Raw genomic sequence first — 15,760 nt, 5'->3', positions numbered from 1 at the left:
AAGCTGATCCTGCTGCGGGCCTGCAAGGCCAGCCGCGGCCCGGATGTGATCCTGCCCGGCCTAGCGCTGCACGATGAAGCCGGCATCACCGCCGCCGCGCAAGCCGTGCTGCGCGACGGCGCCGCGCTTGACGCGCCGTAACGCCCCCCCTAACGCCAGATCCATGCAGCGCGCCGCGAACCGTTTTCTCACCCTGGAAATCGCCCGGTTCATCGCTGCCTTCTGCGTCGCCACCGACCATCTGGCCGGGCTCGCCACCCGCAACGGTACCAGCGCCATGCCCTTCGGCTTTTCCCTGCCGCCGATCGCCGCGGTGCTGTTCTTCTTCGTGCTCTCCGGCTTCGTCATCCAGAGCGCCCATGCGCGCGACCTCGGCCAGATCGGCGCCCTGCCGCGCTATCTCTGGCGCCGGATCTGGCGCATCTATCCGCTCTACTGGCTGTCGCTGATCATGCCGCTCTGGTTTCTCTGGCACAGCAGCAGCCTGGCCTATCTGGCGCAGACCATCAGCCTGGCGCCAATCTCTTCCTTCTCTATGCCCGAGGCCAATCCCCCGGCCTGGACGCTGCGCTTCGAGCTGGCCTTTTATATCATCTTCGCCCTCACCTTGCTGCCGCGCCTGGGCCGCTGGGTGCTGGGCATCTGGCTGGCGCTGCTGCTGCTCTACTGGTTCCCGCATCTGTTTCATGTCGTGGTGCGGCCCTATTTCCAAGCCTTGCCGGCCGGCTTCGCCTGGTATTTCTTCGGCATCCACGATCTGCTGTTTCTCTGCGGGGTGGAGGCCGCGACGCTCCTCGCCCGCCGCCCTTTGCCCGGCTGGGGGTTATGGGCGCTGCTCGGGGCTTCGGCGATCGCGGTACTGGTCCTACTCTCCCGCCAGCATTGGGGGTTCGACTATCCCGACCGCACGCTGGAACTCTTCACCGGCATTGGCTTTGCGGGGCTTATCCTGGCGCTGACCGGGCTGGAGCAAAGCCAGCGCCTCACCCCGCCGCGCTGGGGCGCCGGGCTGGGGGCGATGTCCTATCCGCTCTATCTGATCCATGCCGATTGCGGGGCGCTGCTGATCAAAACGCTGCAAGCCGCCGGGCTGTGGCATAGGCTGCCGGTGCCGGAGCTGTTCCTTTTGGAAATGGCACTCTCACTCACCGCCGCCGCTTTGCTCGCCTTTCTGATCGACAAGCCCTTGCAGCGCCTCGCCCGCCGGGTGGTCTAACCCGCTATTCCAGCGCCAGACAGGCGGCCAGCGGGTCTTCCAGCGCGTTGATGTTGGAGAGCAGATGGATCGCCCGCTCCGGATGCTCATCCTCATCGCCGAGCAGATCAGAGGAGACGCTCAGCGTTCCATCCCACAAAATCCGCACATTCAGCGGCCGCGAGACCGGGGCCTGCACCTGCACCCAGCCGCGGCGCTCCGGCGGCTGGCTCGACGGCGCGGGCGGCGGCGGCGGGGCGTTGCGGTCATAGCCGCGTCCGCCCGGCGGCTGAAACAGCAGCACCCGCTCAGCCGGGAAGGCGCTCAATTCCCGCGCCAGCCAGGCCCATTCATCGGTCGAGAGAAACTCCGCCTGGCGGAAATCCTGCGGGATCTGCGGCCCGTCGAACGTATAGCGAATTTCCACCTGCCAGGCCTGCTTCTCCTCGAGCAGGATGCGCGCCAGCCCGGGCAACTCCTGCAGATTGGCGCGATAGGCCATCAGATTATAGCGAATACGCGGCGCCCCCGACGTCTGCCCGAACACCTCCAGCAGCAGCGCCAGATTCTCCAGGAAAATCCCCTGGCGCGCGCCCTTGCGCATGCGCTCATAGACATCCTTGTCGAAGCTCTCCAGCGAGATATTGATATGGTCCAGCCCGGAGCCGGCCAGCGCCTCGAAGAACTCCCGCTTCTGCCGCTTGGCCAGATTAGTGGTAAAGAACAGCTTGCGCCGGTATTCACGCGGCACCAGGGCGATGAACTCCATCAACCTGGGATGCAAGGTCGCCTCATGCAGGCAGGAGAGCCAGAAATTCCCGTCCGGCACGTAGGGGATCAGCCGCAACGCCGCCTGGAAGGTCGCCTCCTCCATCACATTGGTGCGGAACGTCTCAGTGTAATCATAAACGCAGAACGGGCAGCGCAGATTGCAATTATTGACGATATCCAGCCGCACGCATTGCAGCGGGTGAAATTTCCGGTTCAGCCGGGGCGAGCGCTCCACCACATGCGCCGAGCCATGCACCCGCACGATCAGCGCCTCGCGCTCCACCTCGCTCAGTTCGCGGTCGAACAGCACGAAGAAGGCATTCTGCCCATCGCCCAGCCCGGCCTTGCGCAACATGTCGTTGGTCTGCGCCGCGACATGGCGTTGCAGCAGCACCTCACCGCCCGCCCCCGGCAGCAGCAAATCGATGACCACCCGGCGCGCCCCATCCGCCAGGTCCCGCACCCAACCGGCAACATGCCGCGTGCTGCAGGCATCGACAAAGCCCTGATACGGCCCCTGCCCCGGCGGGTCGGTGCGCAGATTCGGCGCCAGCTCCAGCCGGTGCGCCGCCCCTTGCGGGCGCACGTAAACCAGTTCGCGCTCAGCCTCACTCAGCGGCGGGTTGAAATGCGCCTCGAAGGCGTAGCCGCCATCGCCGACACCGACCTGCACCAGGATTTCGCTGAACCCGTCCGCGCGGCCGGAGGCCAGCACGCGCTCTGCTTCATCGCCCGGCAGCACCACCTCGTAGGCGAGACGCGCGTTGGCGTCGTTCACATCGCGCAGCCAGCCTTTCACATGCGCGATGCTGCGTTCATCGACATAACCTTGATAAAGCGGGGTCATCGCATTCATGCCGGGACAGTACGGCAAACCGGCCGGCGCGTACAATCGCGCCGGCGCCGCGGCGGCTTGACGCTCCCCCGGCCTTTGCCGAAAACCCCGGGCAGCATGAACGCTCCCCACCGCCCCGGTCCGGCGAAGCTGCGCACGCTGGAAATTGGCCGCTTCATCGCCGCCAGCCTGGTGATGGCAACGCATCTCATCTGGTTCGCCAGGGCCTATGGGCTGGCGGGGCAGGCGGCACTGCTGGGCGGCTTCGTGCCGCCCGCGCCCTTCGCCGTGCAGTTCTTTTTCACGCTGAGCGGCTTTGTGATGGTCTGCGCGCATGGCCGGGAGTTTGGACAGCATGGGGCCAGCGCGCGCTTCTGGTGGCGCCGGGCGCGGCGCGTCTATCCGATGTACTGGCTCTCCCTGCTCCTGGTGCTCTGCGCCCTGCGGGCGATGCCGGAAGCCGGGCGGGTGCTCGGGCTGGTCACGCTCGCCCCGTATTTCACCCCGGATATCGTACCCCCCGCCTGGTCGCTGCGGCTGGAGATCGCGTTTTATCTGCTTTTCGGGCTCTGCCTGCTGCCGCGAATCGGCCGCGCGCTGCTGGTCCTCTGGGTGGCGGGCGCGGTGGCTCTTACCTATTGGCCGCATCTGCAGGCGGACCTCGTGCCGCAGGCGCTGCGCGCGCATGCCGTGCTGTTCCTGTTCGGAACCAATTTCACCTGCTTTCACCTGCAATTCTTCGGCGGCATGCTGGCGGGCTGGCTCTACCAAACCCGCCCCCCGGGCCCGCGCCTGGCCTGGGGCGTGCTCGCGGCCGGCGCGGCCGCGCTGCTGCTTTGTCTGCCGTTCCTGCACTGGGGCAACGCCTATTACACACCGGCCCTCGCCCCGGTGCTGTCACTGGGCTTCGGCGCGGTGGTGCTGGGGCTGGCGGCGCTGGAGACGGCTGGGGCGATCCGGCCGACCGCACTGGCGACGCGGCTGGGGGCCATCTCCTACCCGCTTTATATCCTGCATGGCAGTTTTCTGGCGCTCTTCACCGCCTTGGCCGCGCCATCGCGCCTGCATCTCGGGCAAGGCGGGCAATATGCGCTCCTGCTCGGGGCGATGCTGGCCATTTACGCGCTCAGCGCCGCCGCCGCCTTTTTCATCGACCAACCCTTGCAACGCCGCCGCCGGCGCGCCTGAGCACAGGCCCGCGCCCTGGCCCCAAACCCGACTCAGAAAATCTTCCCAGACTTGATCTGGTCTGGATTGCGCGTCCGCCCACTATATGTTGTTATGCGCTTCCGTTTTTGACCCTCTGGAGTATCGGCAGCGATGAACATGATGACCAAGCCGGAAGCCCCGCTGCTCGATGACGGCGTGCAGATGCCGGGCCGCTTCCGGGTCAATGTCGATCGCAGCCGCGATTCGCTGCTGACCGATTTCGGCCGCGCCACGCTGGACGACCGCTATCTGCTGCCCGGCGAGGGCTATCAGGACCTCTTCGCCCGTGTCGCCTCCTATTATGGCGACGACCAGGCCCACGCCCAGCGGCTTTACGACTACATCTCCAAAATGTGGTTCATGCCCGCCACCCCGGTGCTCTCCAATGGCGGCACGGATCGCGGCCTGCCGATCTCCTGCTTCCTCAACGAAGCCACCGACAGCCTGGATGGCATTGTCGGGCTTTGGAACGAGAATGTCTGGCTCGCCTCCAAGGGCGGCGGCATCGGCTCCTATTGGGGCAATCTGCGCTCGATCGGCGAGAAGGTCGGGCAGAACGGCAAAACCTCCGGCATCATCCCCTTCATCCGGGTGATGGATTCTCTCACCCTGGCGATCTCCCAGGGCTCGCTGCGGCGCGGCTCGGCGGCGGTCTATCTACCGGTCTGGCATCCGGAGATCGAGGAGTTCGTCGATATGCGCCGCCCGACCGGCGGCGATCCCAACCGCAAGGCGCTCAACCTGCATCACGGCATCCTGATCTCGGATGATTTCATGCGCGCCGTGGAGCAGGACGAGATGTGGGGGCTGCGCTCGCCGAAGGACCATAGCGTGGTGCGCTCGATCTCGGCGCGCGCGCTCTGGATCCGCATCCTCACCACCCGCATCGAGCAGGGCGAGCCCTACATCATCTATTCCGACCATGTTAACGATGCCCGCCCGCAGCAGCATAAGCTGGCCGGGCTGGAGGTGAAAACCTCCAATCTCTGCGCCGAGATCACCTTGCCCACCGGCATCGACCAATATGGCAAGCAGCGCACTGCAGTGTGCTGCCTCTCCTCGCTCAATCTGGAGACCTGGTTCGAATGGCACCAGGATGAGCGCTTCATCGAGGATGTGATGCGCTTTCTCGATAACGTGCTGGAGGATTTCATCCAGAAGGCGCCGGATTCGATGGAGCGGGCCAAATATGCGGCGATGCGCGAGCGCTCCGTCGGCATGGGGGTGATGGGTTTCCATTCCTTCCTTCAGGACAATTCCATCCCCTTCGAGAGCGTGATGGCGAAGGTGTGGAACACCCGCATGTTCAAGCATATCCGCGCCCAGGCGGATGCGGCCTCGAAAACCCTGGCGGCCGAGCGCGGCGCCTGCCCGGATGCGGCGGATTACGGCATCCAGGAGCGTTTCTCCCACAAGATCGCCATCGCCCCCACCGCCTCGATCTCGATCATCGCCGGCAATGCCTCGCCGGGGATCGAGCCGATCAGCGCCAATGTGTTCCTGCAGAAGACGCTCTCGGGCAGCTTCTCGGTGCGCAACCGGGCGCTGAAGAAGGTGCTCGCGGCGCATGGCTTCGACGACGAGGACACCTGGTCCTCGATCACCGTGAACAAGGGCTCGGTCCAGCATCTGGACTTCCTGAGCCCGCATGAGAAAGACGTGTTCAAAACCGCCTTCGAGCTGGACCAGCGCTGGGTGATCGAGCATGCCGCCGACCGCACCCCCTTTATCTGCCAGAGCCAGTCGATCAACCTGTTCCTGCCGGCGAATGTGAATAAGCGCGATCTGCACCAGATTCATTATCAGGCCTGGAAACGGGGGGTGAAATCGCTCTATTATTGCCGCTCACTCTCCATCCAGCGCGCCGATACGGTGTCCGAGAAGAAACCCACCGCCGCCCTGAAGCCCGCCGAGCCCACGGCAAATTACGAAGAATGCCTCGCCTGCCAGTAAGGCAAGACTTGTTATAAAAGTTTTGGTGCCGCTTTTCTCAAAAAGCGGCGAAAAACCGACGCCGATTGACGGAAAGCCGCGACATGACCGACCACGCCCCGAAGATGGACCTGCTGACCGAAAACCCGGTCTATAAGCCCTTCCGCTATCCCTGGGCCTATGAGGCCTGGCTGACCCAGCAGCGCGTGCACTGGCTGCCCGAGGAAGTGCCGCTGGCGGAGGATGTGCGCGACTGGCACAAGAAGCTCACCGAAGGCGAGCGCAATTTGCTGACCCAGATTTTCCGCTTCTTCACCCAGGCGGATGTCGAGGTGAATAATTGCTACATGAAGCAATATTCACAGGTCTTCAAACCCACCGAAGTGCTGATGATGCTCTCGGCCTTCTCCAATATCGAGACCGTGCATATCGCCGCCTATTCGCATCTGCTGGATACGGTGGGCATGCCCGAACTCGAATATCAGGCCTTCCTCAAATACAAGGAGATGAAGGACAAGTACGATTACATGCACAGCTTCTCGATGGAGAGCAAGCATGAAATCGCCAAAACCCTAGCCGCCTTCGGCGCCTTTACCGAGGGGCTGCAGCTCTTCGCGACCTTCGCCATCCTGCTGAACTTCCCGCGCTTCAACAAGATGAAGGGCATGGGGCAGATCATCACCTGGTCGGTGCGCGATGAATCACTTCATTGCGATTCGATCACGAAATTATTCCTCACCTTCATCTCGGAAAACCCCGAGGTGTGGTCCGAACAATTGCGCCAGGAGCTGTACCAGACCTGTGCCACCATCGTCGACCATGAGGACGCCTTCATCGATCTCGCCTTCGAGTTCGGGGCCGTGGAAGGGCTCACCGCCGCCGAGGTCAAGCGTTATATCCGCTATATCGCGGACCGGCGACTGGCCGGTCTGGGGCTCAACGCGCTCTTCCACGTCGAGAAGAACCCGCTGTCCTGGCTGGATGAAATGCTCAACGCCGTCGAGCACACGAACTTCTTCGAGAACCGCTCGACCGAGTACAGCAAGGCGGCGACCTCGGGCAGCTGGGAAGACGCCTTCGCCGATTTCGACACACCCACCACGGGAGGTTGAGATAAATTTTACGATATCGTACTTAAATTTCATTTAACGTCAACCTCTGGATGGAACGAATTTTTTCGTTCTTTTCCAGGGGCTTGTTTTTTCTGTAGCGCGAAGTCTAAATTTCTCTTAAGAATCACGCCGTGGAGAGTTCAACCCACACCTCCTATGAAAGGGAGGTGAATATTGAGAGCCCGGACTTGGCAGACTTCGCAGGACGCTTGACCTACATCATTACGGCAGCGCCCTGCCATCTTTTAAGCCGTTAAGTTAACGAAACGTTGTAAACTCGGATCGAAACGCACCATGTCAGGTTTTCAAGGCCCCGATGAAGAGTTTGAAGCTGGTGGCGCCCGCGCTTCGGGTGGCACGCCGCGCTATAGCCGCCGCCTGTCGGACAAGATTCTGCTCGCCTTCCATCATGCCTGCGATCAAGGCGATTACGAAATTGCCGAGCAGCTGCTGCGGATTCTTGAATCGATGCTGACCCGACGCACGGTTCCGCCGGATTCCAACCGCCGCAAGAGCATCGAGAGCTTGGTGGCGGCGCATGAGCGCCTCTGGCATCTGCGCCATCCGGACGAAGCCGTCGCCTGACCGGCCGCCCGCTCAGGCGACGTATTTGCGGAACATCTCGTAGCCATCGACGTGAAAGGCCAGGCCGGACCATTGGTTCCGCTGGTCGTACCAGATGCTGAGATGCAGCTTCCCGGTGACGTCGAAACGCTGTGCGAGAATGGTGCCGCCATTCGCGTCCGGTAGCTTGTTCCAGCCCGGCGAATTCACGATGGCCGGGTAGTGCCGCCCGGTTTCCACGTTCAGAATCATCGCCTGCAGCATGGCGCGGTTCCAGTAGGTGAGCGGCAGCATCGGCGGTGTGCCGGTATATTGATAATCCCCTGCCTTGGTCGCCTGCACCGCGAAGCCGCCGGGAATCGGGCTCGCCTGCACCGAAAGCAGGGTGCCGTTATGGTTCACCTGGCTCTGCAGCCCGACAAACGCATCCCCCCGCCATTGCTCCACGGCATGGCCGCGATAGCGAAACACCGGAATCCCGGCGATGGTCACCACCATATCCGCCTGGATATCCACCTTCAGCCCATCGCCATCCTGGGTGAATGTCATCAATTGTTCACCGATCGGCGAGCCATTGCGCAGAATCTGAAACCGCATCTGCCCGCTGGGCGGCACCGGCAGGGCGGAGACGGCTTGCGCCGGCGCCCATGGGGCCGCCGTCAACGCCGCTGCCCCCGCCAGAAATCCACGCCGCTCCAGCCTGCCTTGCATCATGCGCGTCTGCACTCCGTCCGGTTCATTTGCCGCCTGAGATAGGGGCGACAGCGCCCTTTTACCATGGCACAATCGCCCCATGCACCAGCTGATTCTCCTTCGCCACGCCAAGGCCGAACCGCAGGCCGAGGGCCAGTCCGACCATGACCGCGCCCTTACCGAGACCGGGCGCGAGGCGGCGCGGCGTGTCGGTGCCGCCATGCGCCGCGCCGGGCTGGCGCCAGAGGTGGTGCTGGTCTCCACCGCCACCCGCACCCAGCAGACGCTGGAAGGGCTGGAGGATGCGACGGTCTGGGATGAATGGCCGAATATCGACCAGCTGCCGCAGCTCTATATGGCCACCCCGCCGCAGATTTTGAACACGCTGCGCGACCTGCCGGAGACGGTGCGCAGCGCCATCGTCATCGGCCATAATCCCGGCCTGCACGAGCTGGCGCTGAGCCTGGCAGGGGAGAGCCGGGCGGATGCCACGCTGGCGCGGATCGATGCCGGCTACCCCACCGCCAGCCTCTCGGAATTCCTGGTCACCAGCAGCTGGCGCCAGCTCGGCCCCGGCACATCCAGCCTCAAACGCTTCCTGCTGGCCAAGGACCTGGCATAACGAAGGTTTCGGGGGCATCCGCGCCGCGGCCCCCGACTTTCATTTCACCCTGCCCGATGCCCGGTCAGCGCATCTCCGGCATCGCGCGGCAGCCGCGCGCAAAGCGGCGAGGCCAGCAGCGCCACTAGGCTGACCACGATGAAAGCGATATCGTAATCGCTGAGGCTGGGTGTGGCGTGCCCGGTCAGGAAGCTGGAAATCTCCAGGCTCGCCGCTCCCACCACCACCCCCATCGTCAAGGAGAGCTGCTGCACAGTGGTGTAGAGCGTGGTCGCGGCGGACATGCGCGAGCGCGGAATATCGCCATAGGCGATGACGTTATAGGCGGTGAATTCCAGCGAGCGGAAGGTGCCGGCCACCAGCAGCACCAGCGCCATCAGCCAGGCCGGCCAGGTTGGCGAGAACAGGGCGCTCGCCGCCAGCATCAGCGTCGCCGCCACCCCGTTCCAGATCAGCACCGAACGGAAGCCGAAGCGGGTCAGCAGCGGCGTCGCGGCCGGCTTCATCGCAATCGCCCCGGCGGCGGAGGCGAAGGTGATCATGCCGCTCTGCAAGGGGGTTTTGCCGAATCCCAGCTGCAACATCAGCGGCAGCAGAAACGGCACCGCCCCTACCGCCACCCGGAAGAAGGTGCCAGCGGTCAGCGAAATCGAGAAGGTCGGCACCCGGAACAGCGAGAAATCCAGGATCGGATTGGCGGCGTTGCGGGCGTGGCGCCAATAGCCAAGGCAGGCCAGGATACCGAGCAGGAAGGCAAGCAGCGTCCAGGGCAGCGGGATCAGCCCGCGCCCGATCGTCTCCATGCCGATCATCAGGAAGGCCATCGTCCCACCCGAGAACACCAGCCCCAGACGATCGAGCTGCCCGCCTCGCCCCTCCTCGCGCACATCGGGAATGAACATCGACACCGCGATGGCGCCGGCAATGCCGATCGGCACATTGATGTCGAACACCCAGCGCCAGGAGGCGACAGAGACGATCAGCCCGCCCAAGGGCGGCCCCAGCACCGGGCCGAGCAGCGCCGGCACGGTCAACCAGGCCATCGCCGCCACCATCTGGCTGCGGCTGACCGAGCGCAGCAGCAATAGCCGCCCCACCGGCAGCATCATCGCCCCGCCCAGCCCCTGCACCACCCGCGCCGCCACCAGCACCAGCAAACTCGGCGCGATGCCGCAAAATACCGAGCCGAGGGTGAAGATGATCACCGCCGCGCGAAACACCTGCCGCGCCCCGAACCGGTCCGCTACCCAGCCCGAGGCCGGCACGAACACCGAAAGCGCGATGAGATAGGAGGTGACCGAAACGCTCATATAAAGCGGATCGATGTGAAAGCTTTTCGCCATCGCCGGCAGCGCCGTGGTGACCACGGTCGAATCCAGATTTTGCATGAACAAGGCCACGGCGATGATGATCGCCGTGGTCCGCATGCGTTTGGTGGGAACCTCCGGCTCGATCTCCTGCTCGATCTCGCTGCTCATGGATCGAGCGGCCTCGCCTCCTCCGCCAGCATCACCGGAATGCCATCGCGAATCGGGTAGGCCAGCCGGGCTTTTTCGCTCACCAGCTCCTGGCGGGCCCGGTCATAGGTCAGCGGCCCGCGCGTCACCGGGCAGACCAGCATTTCCAACAGGCGCGGGTCGATCCCCGGCTCATCCGCTTCAACACTCATCCCACCTCAACTCGCTTTCGGCGTTTTATCCTGCCCCGGCCCGCCATCGAAGGCGTCGATCTCCAGCAAGGCACGCAAGGCCTCCGCGCGCTGCGCCGCGTCACGGGCTTCCAGTAAAGCCTGCTTTTCCTCAGGCGAAAACGGGCAAGCCATGCAGAGCGAGGTGACCAGGGCCGCGTCGCTCATCTGGCCGATCGCCTCCCAGTTCGCCTCCACCTGCGCCGCGGCGAAATAGCGGCCCAGCGCATCCAGCAAAATCTGCCGGGGGAATGGCAGCGGGAGCGGCTCGGGCGAGAGATCCGCCGCATAGCCGGCCAGCCCCGCCTGCACCCGCCGATAGCCCCGGCGCAGGCCGGTCTCCTCAACGATGGTGAAGCGGATCACCCCGGTCAACGCGATCAGATAGCGCCCATCATCGGTTTCCTCGAAACTGGAAATCCGCCCCAGGCAGCCGGTGCGGTACAGGCCGGGACCGGTCTCGCCCTGCGCCAGCCGCCGATCCGGCTGCACCATGCCGAAATAGCGCCCCTGCCCCAGCGCATCCTCGACCATCGCCAGATAGCGCGGCTCGAAAATATTCAGCGGCAACTGCCCGCCGGGCAGCAGCAGCGCCCCGGGCAGGGGAAACACCGGGAACTCCTCCGGCAGATCCTCAAGGCGGGGGATGATGATCGCCATTCAGCTGAACAACAGGGCAGAGAGCTTGCGCCGGGTCGCCATCGTCGCCGGGTCGTCCATGCCCCAGGCCTCGAAGAATTTCAGCAGCTGCAGCCGCGCCCCGTCCTCGTGCCAGGCGCGGTCGCGCTTGATGATCTCCAGCAGCGCCGAAGCCGCCTCGGCGCGGGCGCCACTGGCGTTCAGCGCCGTCGCCAGCTCGTAGCGTGCCTCATGATCGTCCGGGTTCGCGGCCAGGCGCTGCTCCAGCCCGGCCATGGCGGACTGCGCCTGCCGGCCTTCCTGCGCCAGGGTCAAAGCCGCGCGCGCGCCGGTGATCTCGGCATGATTGGCCAAGGCTGGCGGCACTTGGCCCAGCAGCTCCTGCGCCTGTGCTTCCTCGCCCAGCGCCAGCAACGCGCGCACCAGCCCGCCCCAGGCCTCTGGCTTGTCCTGCGTTTCCTGCAGAGCAGCCCCGAAATATTGCGCCGCCGCCTCGGCCTGGCCCTGCTCCAGCAGCGCCTTGCCCTCGGCGATCAGCGCCTCACCCGGCGCCGCGCTGCCTGCCAGCTTCAGCAACCCCTCGACGAAGCGCTTCAGCTCGCTCTCCGGCACAGCACCCGAAAACGTATCCGCGATCTGCCCCTGCCAGAACGCCACCACCGTCGGCACCGATTGCAGCGGCAGCCCCATGCGGGTGAGCTGGCCGACGAGGGCCTGATTCTGATCGACATCGATCTTCACCAGCCGCACCCGCCCGGCCTGCGCGGTGACCGCCCGCTCCAGCGCCGGGGTCAGCGTCTTGCACGGGCCGCACCAGGTCGCCCAGAAATCCACCAGCACCGGCAGCTCACGCGACGCCTCGATGACATCGGCCATGAAATTCGCCTGGTCGCCATCGATGATGAAGGGCGCGGCCCCGGCCGGCTGCGCGCTGGGCGCGTCGTTGAACAGCGTGCTCATGATCTGCTTCCGTCTCAATGTTTCCTGGCTCTTATATATAGGATGCGCTGGCGGCCTCCCACCCCAAAGCGCGACACCCGGCGAAACCCGTTTTCGCCCGCTTGCAATCCCCCGCGCCTGCCTATAAAGAGCCTCCCACGCCGCGAGCGGGCGTAGCTCAGGGGTAGAGCACAACCTTGCCAAGGTTGGGGTCGAGGGTTCGAATCCCTTCGCCCGCTCCAATTAAAACGGTGTCTGTAGCGCGCGGGCGTAGCTCAGGGGTAGAGCACAACCTTGCCAAGGTTGGGGTCGAGGGTTCGAATCCCTTCGCCCGCTCCAGATCCGGTCGTTCCAAGCTGAGCTTTTTAAGGCCGCCCGGCAATAGGCATCCGAATTTACAGATCGGGTCATCCCGCTTAGGCTTAAGGCATCACAACAGAAACATATCAGGGCAATTTCATGCCAGATGGAGCGGCACCCACGCGGTCGCGAGGCGATATGATTGCCAGTGCGGCGCTCCAAGCGGCTGCGGCTCACGCAACCGCCCGCTACGCAACGCCACCCCTCTCTGATCAAGCTTTCGATTGTTCATATTTTGTCTGGCTCACCTTGAAAAAGATCAATCCTCTTTTTCGACGGGAAAGCTCGAAAATGATTGCCGAGGACCGCTTGCTATTTCAGCCGGTCATTGGCCAACCGCAAGCCGGCGACATCATCTATTTTCCACCGTCAGCGGTCGGGCTCGAGGTAAAGCGTGGCGATAAACGAATTTATCCCGGGCATGTCGCGGTCATGCTCTCGCCGACAAGGTTTCTCGGCATGCAAAGCCACGGGCTAGGACAGGTCGAAACCAGCAATCCATGGTGGGGATCCCGTCCGTTCCGGTTTTTCCGCTATATCGGTCCGGCATCATGACACGCCTTGCCGCACTCTCCTCCTGCCTCGCTGTCCTGGCCTGGGCTGGTATCGCCCGCGCCCAGCCCGCGCCGCCAGACTTGATTGGCATCTGGCGGGTGACGGCGCAGCTCTGCCAGGGCTGTGCCGCCATCCCACCACCGGACTTACAGGTCGAAATCAAAATCATGGCGGACAGCTTCAAGGACCCGCTCTCGGCAAATTGCCCAGCCAACGCCGCCTACATCACCACGCCCCTTGGCGCCGAGGATCGCGCCGCCCTGCTCCCGCCCGCTGACGCCCACGCCAAAACGGCTTTCCTCGTCATACTCGAATGCGCGGTCGCCACACCACCTGGTCCGCCGCCTTATCCGCCCGTGACCCGCCTGATCCTGCTAGACCGGAACCACGCCCTCTATCCGTTTGAAGGTCAATCCACCCTTCTGCTGCGCCGCGTTTCAGCAAATTAAGCCGATCCCCCTGCCTTGCGCGTCGCGCCTCTTGACGCAAGCGGCAGGACACGGCTTGAACCATTGCGTATGAAGGCGCCTACCCCTCCCGCCCGGACCGAGAAAACCGAAGCCGCACACCGCGCCCGCGCGGAGGCCAAGGCGGCCGCGCTGCGCGCCAATCTCGCCCGCCGCAAGGCCCAGGCCCGCGCCAAACCCGCCGACGACAAGAAGGACGAACCCGCATGCCCGTGATGCCCGACCATTGGATCCGCCAACAGGCGATGGAGAAGGGCATGATCGAGCCTTTCGTGGAAAGCCAGAAGCGCGACGGCGTCGTCTCCTACGGCCTCTCCTCCTATGGCTATGACGCGCGCTGCTCGGAGAATTTCAAGGTCTTCACCAATGTCGATTCGGCCATCGTCGACCCGAAAGCCTTCAGCCCGGCCAGCTTCGTGGACCGCACCGGCCCGGTCTGCATCATCCCGCCCAACAGCTTCGCGCTGACCAACACGGTGGAATATTTCCGCATCCCGCGCGATGTGCTGGTGATCTGCCTCGGCAAATCCACCTATGCGCGCTGCGGCATCATCGTGAATGTCACCCCGCTGGAGCCGGAATGGGAAGGCCAGGTGACCATCGAGATTTCCAACACCACCCCGCTGCCCGCGAAAATCTACGCCGGCGAGGGCATCTGCCAGTTCCTCTTCCTCAAGGGCGACAGCCCCTGTGAGATCTCCTACGCCGACAAGGCGGGCAAATATATGGGCCAGCGCGGCGTGTCGCTGCCGAGGATGTAAGTTCAGACCATGGATTCGATTCGTATTACCGGCGGCGTGCCGCTTTCCGGCACCATCGCCATTTCCGGCGCCAAGAACGCCGCCCTGCCGCTGATGACCTGCGGCCTGCTCACCGATGAGCGGCTGGTGCTCTCCAATGTCGCCAAACTGGCCGACATTGCCACGATGTCCGACCTGCTCGCCCAGCACGGCATCGAAGTGACGCACGCCGGGCGCGATGTCACCCTCGGCGGCAAGATCACCAATACCGAGGCCCCCTACGAGATCGTGCGCAAGATGCGCGCCTCCTTCCTGGTGCTGGGCCCGCTGCTGGCCCGCCTCGGCCAGGCCCGCGTCTCGCTGCCCGGCGGCTGCGGCATCGGCACCCGCCCGGTCGATCTCCACCTGAAAGGGCTGGAGGCGATGGGCGCTTCCATCGAGCTCGATGGCGGTTACGTCGAAGCGCGCGCGCCCAAGGGGTTGAAGGGGGCGGAAATCGTCTTCCCCTTCGTCTCCGTCGGCGCCACCGAGAACCTGCTGATGGCCGCCTCCCTGGCCGATGGCATCACGGTGCTGAAAAACGCCGCCCGCGAGCCGGAAATCACCGATCTCGCGAAATGCCTGATCGCCATGGGCGCCAAAATCGAGGGGCTGGAGACCGACACCCTGACCATCCACGGTGTCACCAGCCTGCACGGCGCCCACCATGACATCCTGCCCGACCGCATCGAGACCGGCACCTATGCCTGTGCCGCCGCCATCACCGGCGGCGATGTGTTCCTGGAAAACGCCCGCGCCTCCGACCTCGGCGCCGTGCTCACCGCGCTCAACGAAGCCGGCGTCATCATCACCGAAGCCGAAAACGGCTTCCGCGTCACCCGCGCCAACGGGCTGCACGGGGTCGATGTCACCACCGAGCCCTTCCCCGGCTTCCCCACCGACATGCAGGCCCAGTTCATGGCGCTGATGACGGTCGCCGACGGCGCCTCGCTGATCACCGAAAACATCTTCGAAAACCGCTTCATGCACGTGCAGGAGCTCAGCCGCATGGGCGCCAAAATCAACATCCAAGGCTCCTCCGCCATCGTCCGCGGCGTCAAGCACCTCACCGGCGCCCCGGTCATGGCCACAGATCTGCGCGCCTCCTTCTCCCTCGTCCTCGCCGCCCTGGCCGCCCAAGGCGAAACCACCATCTCCCGCGTCTACCATCTCGACCGCGGCTACGAAGCCGTCGAAGCCAAACTCGCCGCCTGCGGCGCCCGGATCGAACGGCTGGTCTGAAAACGGGGGACGGGGCAGAGCAAGGGGGACGCTGTCCCCCTTGACCCCCTGCAAAGGGCCGAGAGGCCCTTTGATCCCATTCTATTCGGGTCTGTGAAGGGAGGGCCGGCAACGGCGCCTCTCAAAACGCATGCGCGTGAATGGCCCTCCCTTCACAGA

17 protein-coding genes and 2 tRNA genes are annotated in these 15,760 nt (G+C 64.4%); 13 read left to right on the top strand and 6 right to left on the bottom strand.

All coding sequences use genetic code 11. The features are described from left to right. Positions 1-163: 163 nt before the first annotated feature. Positions 164-1,216, top strand: coding sequence for an acyltransferase (locus MXAZACID_RS11245; protein ID WP_008494475.1), 1,053 nt, complete (start codon positions 164-166; stop codon positions 1,214-1,216). Positions 1,217-1,220: 4 nt separating this feature from the next. Here the strand turns inward: MXAZACID_RS11245 and MXAZACID_RS11240 are convergent, their stop codons facing one another. Then, complete coding sequence (locus MXAZACID_RS11240) at positions 1,221-2,822, bottom strand: radical SAM protein (protein WP_039885194.1); 1,602 nt, start codon at positions 2,820-2,822, stop codon at positions 1,221-1,223. Between the two features lie 96 nt (positions 2,823-2,918). On the opposite strand from MXAZACID_RS11240, the gene MXAZACID_RS18305 reads away from it, so the two are divergent. From MXAZACID_RS18305 to MXAZACID_RS11220, 4 genes are all read left to right on the top strand, one after another. Next, positions 2,919-3,989 carry an acyltransferase gene (locus tag MXAZACID_RS18305; protein WP_039885192.1) on the top strand — a complete coding sequence of 357 codons (1,071 nt, stop codon included), beginning with the start codon at positions 2,919-2,921 and terminating at the stop codon, positions 3,987-3,989. Positions 3,990-4,121: 132 nt separating this feature from the next. Continuing rightward, a complete protein-coding gene (locus MXAZACID_RS11230) occupies positions 4,122-5,963 on the top strand; it encodes a ribonucleoside-diphosphate reductase subunit alpha (RefSeq protein WP_008494471.1) in 1,842 nt (613 codons plus the stop codon). A gap of 83 nt (positions 5,964-6,046) precedes the next feature. Next, positions 6,047-7,054, top strand: a complete 1,008-nt coding sequence (locus tag MXAZACID_RS11225) for a ribonucleotide-diphosphate reductase subunit beta (protein WP_039885315.1) — start codon at positions 6,047-6,049, stop codon at positions 7,052-7,054. A gap of 294 nt (positions 7,055-7,348) precedes the next feature. Continuing rightward, the gene (locus MXAZACID_RS11220; protein WP_008494469.1) at positions 7,349-7,639 is read left to right on the top strand and encodes a hypothetical protein; all 291 of its coding nucleotides are present in this window, start codon (positions 7,349-7,351) and stop codon (positions 7,637-7,639) included. A gap of 12 nt (positions 7,640-7,651) precedes the next feature. On the opposite strand, the gene MXAZACID_RS17860 is transcribed toward MXAZACID_RS11220, so the two are convergent. Further along, on the bottom strand, positions 7,652-8,332 hold the full coding sequence (locus tag MXAZACID_RS17860; RefSeq protein WP_008494468.1) for a DUF6134 family protein: 681 nt from the start codon (positions 8,330-8,332) through the stop codon (positions 7,652-7,654). 79 nt (positions 8,333-8,411) lie between these two features. Here MXAZACID_RS17860 and MXAZACID_RS11210 point away from each other — a divergent pair, with 79 nt between their 5' ends. Then, on the top strand, positions 8,412-8,933 hold the full coding sequence (locus tag MXAZACID_RS11210; protein ID WP_008494467.1) for a histidine phosphatase family protein: 522 nt from the start codon (positions 8,412-8,414) through the stop codon (positions 8,931-8,933). A gap of 44 nt (positions 8,934-8,977) precedes the next feature. On the opposite strand, the gene MXAZACID_RS11205 is transcribed toward MXAZACID_RS11210, so the two are convergent. Genes MXAZACID_RS11205 through MXAZACID_RS11190 form a run of 4 tightly spaced genes read right to left on the bottom strand, consistent with a single transcriptional unit; the run spans position 8,978 to position 12,219 of the window. Beyond that, on the bottom strand, positions 8,978-10,411 hold the full coding sequence (locus MXAZACID_RS11205) for an MFS transporter (RefSeq protein WP_008494466.1): 1,434 nt from the start codon (positions 10,409-10,411) through the stop codon (positions 8,978-8,980). After that, positions 10,408-10,602 (bottom strand): Trm112 family protein, encoded by a 195-nt coding sequence (locus MXAZACID_RS11200; RefSeq protein WP_008494464.1) that lies wholly within the window; start codon positions 10,600-10,602, stop codon positions 10,408-10,410. Before MXAZACID_RS11200 ends, MXAZACID_RS11205 begins: the two co-directional genes overlap by 4 nt. A 6-nt stretch (positions 10,603-10,608) precedes the next feature. Next, on the bottom strand, positions 10,609-11,280 hold the full coding sequence (locus MXAZACID_RS11195; RefSeq protein ID WP_008494463.1) for an LON peptidase substrate-binding domain-containing protein: 672 nt from the start codon (positions 11,278-11,280) through the stop codon (positions 10,609-10,611). Continuing rightward, positions 11,281-12,219 carry a co-chaperone YbbN gene (locus tag MXAZACID_RS11190; RefSeq protein WP_008494462.1) on the bottom strand — a complete coding sequence of 313 codons (939 nt, stop codon included), beginning with the start codon at positions 12,217-12,219 and terminating at the stop codon, positions 11,281-11,283. A gap of 146 nt (positions 12,220-12,365) precedes the next feature. Here MXAZACID_RS11190 and MXAZACID_RS11185 point away from each other — a divergent pair. The 7 genes from MXAZACID_RS11185 to murA all read left to right on the top strand — a co-directional run bounded on the left by MXAZACID_RS11185 (position 12,366) and on the right by murA (position 15,601). Continuing rightward, positions 12,366-12,440, top strand: a tRNA-Gly gene (locus tag MXAZACID_RS11185). A 22-nt stretch (positions 12,441-12,462) separates the two neighbouring features. Then, positions 12,463-12,537, top strand: a tRNA-Gly gene (locus tag MXAZACID_RS11180). A 159-nt stretch (positions 12,538-12,696) separates the two neighbouring features. Continuing rightward, on the top strand, positions 12,697-13,113 hold the full coding sequence (locus tag MXAZACID_RS18300) for an NlpC/P60 family protein (protein WP_168118426.1): 417 nt from the start codon (positions 12,697-12,699) through the stop codon (positions 13,111-13,113). Further along, on the top strand, positions 13,110-13,562 hold the full coding sequence (locus MXAZACID_RS11175) for a hypothetical protein (RefSeq protein WP_039885191.1): 453 nt from the start codon (positions 13,110-13,112) through the stop codon (positions 13,560-13,562). The genes MXAZACID_RS18300 and MXAZACID_RS11175 overlap by 4 nt, the downstream gene beginning before the upstream one ends. A 69-nt stretch (positions 13,563-13,631) precedes the next feature. Beyond that, positions 13,632-13,796: a hypothetical protein gene (locus MXAZACID_RS19360; protein ID WP_168118425.1), complete on the top strand. Its 165-nt coding sequence runs from the start codon at positions 13,632-13,634 to the stop codon at positions 13,794-13,796. Further along, on the top strand, positions 13,787-14,341 hold the full coding sequence (gene dcd / locus MXAZACID_RS11170) for a dCTP deaminase (RefSeq protein ID WP_008494460.1): 555 nt from the start codon (positions 13,787-13,789) through the stop codon (positions 14,339-14,341). Before MXAZACID_RS19360 ends, dcd begins: the two co-directional genes overlap by 10 nt. Before the next feature lie 9 nt (positions 14,342-14,350). Beyond that, the gene (gene murA / locus MXAZACID_RS11165; RefSeq protein ID WP_008494459.1) at positions 14,351-15,601 is read left to right on the top strand and encodes a UDP-N-acetylglucosamine 1-carboxyvinyltransferase; all 1,251 of its coding nucleotides are present in this window, start codon (positions 14,351-14,353) and stop codon (positions 15,599-15,601) included. The last annotated feature ends 159 nt before the right edge of the window (positions 15,602-15,760 follow it).

It is taken from the genome of Acidocella sp. MX-AZ02, from assembly GCF_000306035.1.
Lineage (GTDB): Bacteria > Pseudomonadota > Alphaproteobacteria > Acetobacterales > Acetobacteraceae > Acidocella > Acidocella facilis.
Note: the sequence above shows the minus strand (reverse complement) of the source record. Positions and strands in the feature narration are given on the sequence as shown.

What these genes read in the sequence shown, in the direction of transcription:
- MXAZACID_RS11245 (WP_008494475.1), top strand. Translation starts at nt 164, where the DNA reads ATGCAGCGCGCCGCGAACCGTTTTCTCACCCTGGAAATCGCCCGGTTC.
- MXAZACID_RS11240 (WP_039885194.1), bottom strand. Translation starts at nt 2,822, where the DNA reads ATGAATGCGATGACCCCGCTTTATCAAGGTTATGTCGATGAACGCAGC.
- MXAZACID_RS18305 (WP_039885192.1), top strand. Translation starts at nt 2,919, where the DNA reads ATGAACGCTCCCCACCGCCCCGGTCCGGCGAAGCTGCGCACGCTGGAA.
- MXAZACID_RS11230 (WP_008494471.1), top strand. Translation starts at nt 4,122, where the DNA reads ATGAACATGATGACCAAGCCGGAAGCCCCGCTGCTCGATGACGGCGTG.
- MXAZACID_RS11225 (WP_039885315.1), top strand. Translation starts at nt 6,047, where the DNA reads ATGACCGACCACGCCCCGAAGATGGACCTGCTGACCGAAAACCCGGTC.
- MXAZACID_RS11220 (WP_008494469.1), top strand. Translation starts at nt 7,349, where the DNA reads ATGTCAGGTTTTCAAGGCCCCGATGAAGAGTTTGAAGCTGGTGGCGCC.
- MXAZACID_RS17860 (WP_008494468.1), bottom strand. Translation starts at nt 8,332, where the DNA reads ATGATGCAAGGCAGGCTGGAGCGGCGTGGATTTCTGGCGGGGGCAGCG.
- MXAZACID_RS11210 (WP_008494467.1), top strand. Translation starts at nt 8,412, where the DNA reads ATGCACCAGCTGATTCTCCTTCGCCACGCCAAGGCCGAACCGCAGGCC.
- MXAZACID_RS11205 (WP_008494466.1), bottom strand. Translation starts at nt 10,411, where the DNA reads ATGAGCAGCGAGATCGAGCAGGAGATCGAGCCGGAGGTTCCCACCAAA.
- MXAZACID_RS11200 (WP_008494464.1), bottom strand. Translation starts at nt 10,602, where the DNA reads ATGAGTGTTGAAGCGGATGAGCCGGGGATCGACCCGCGCCTGTTGGAA.
- MXAZACID_RS11195 (WP_008494463.1), bottom strand. Translation starts at nt 11,280, where the DNA reads ATGGCGATCATCATCCCCCGCCTTGAGGATCTGCCGGAGGAGTTCCCG.
- MXAZACID_RS11190 (WP_008494462.1), bottom strand. Translation starts at nt 12,219, where the DNA reads ATGAGCACGCTGTTCAACGACGCGCCCAGCGCGCAGCCGGCCGGGGCC.
- MXAZACID_RS18300 (WP_168118426.1), top strand. Translation starts at nt 12,697, where the DNA reads ATGATTGCCAGTGCGGCGCTCCAAGCGGCTGCGGCTCACGCAACCGCC.
- MXAZACID_RS11175 (WP_039885191.1), top strand. Translation starts at nt 13,110, where the DNA reads ATGACACGCCTTGCCGCACTCTCCTCCTGCCTCGCTGTCCTGGCCTGG.
- MXAZACID_RS19360 (WP_168118425.1), top strand. Translation starts at nt 13,632, where the DNA reads ATGAAGGCGCCTACCCCTCCCGCCCGGACCGAGAAAACCGAAGCCGCA.
- dcd (WP_008494460.1), top strand. Translation starts at nt 13,787, where the DNA reads ATGCCCGTGATGCCCGACCATTGGATCCGCCAACAGGCGATGGAGAAG.
- murA (WP_008494459.1), top strand. Translation starts at nt 14,351, where the DNA reads ATGGATTCGATTCGTATTACCGGCGGCGTGCCGCTTTCCGGCACCATC.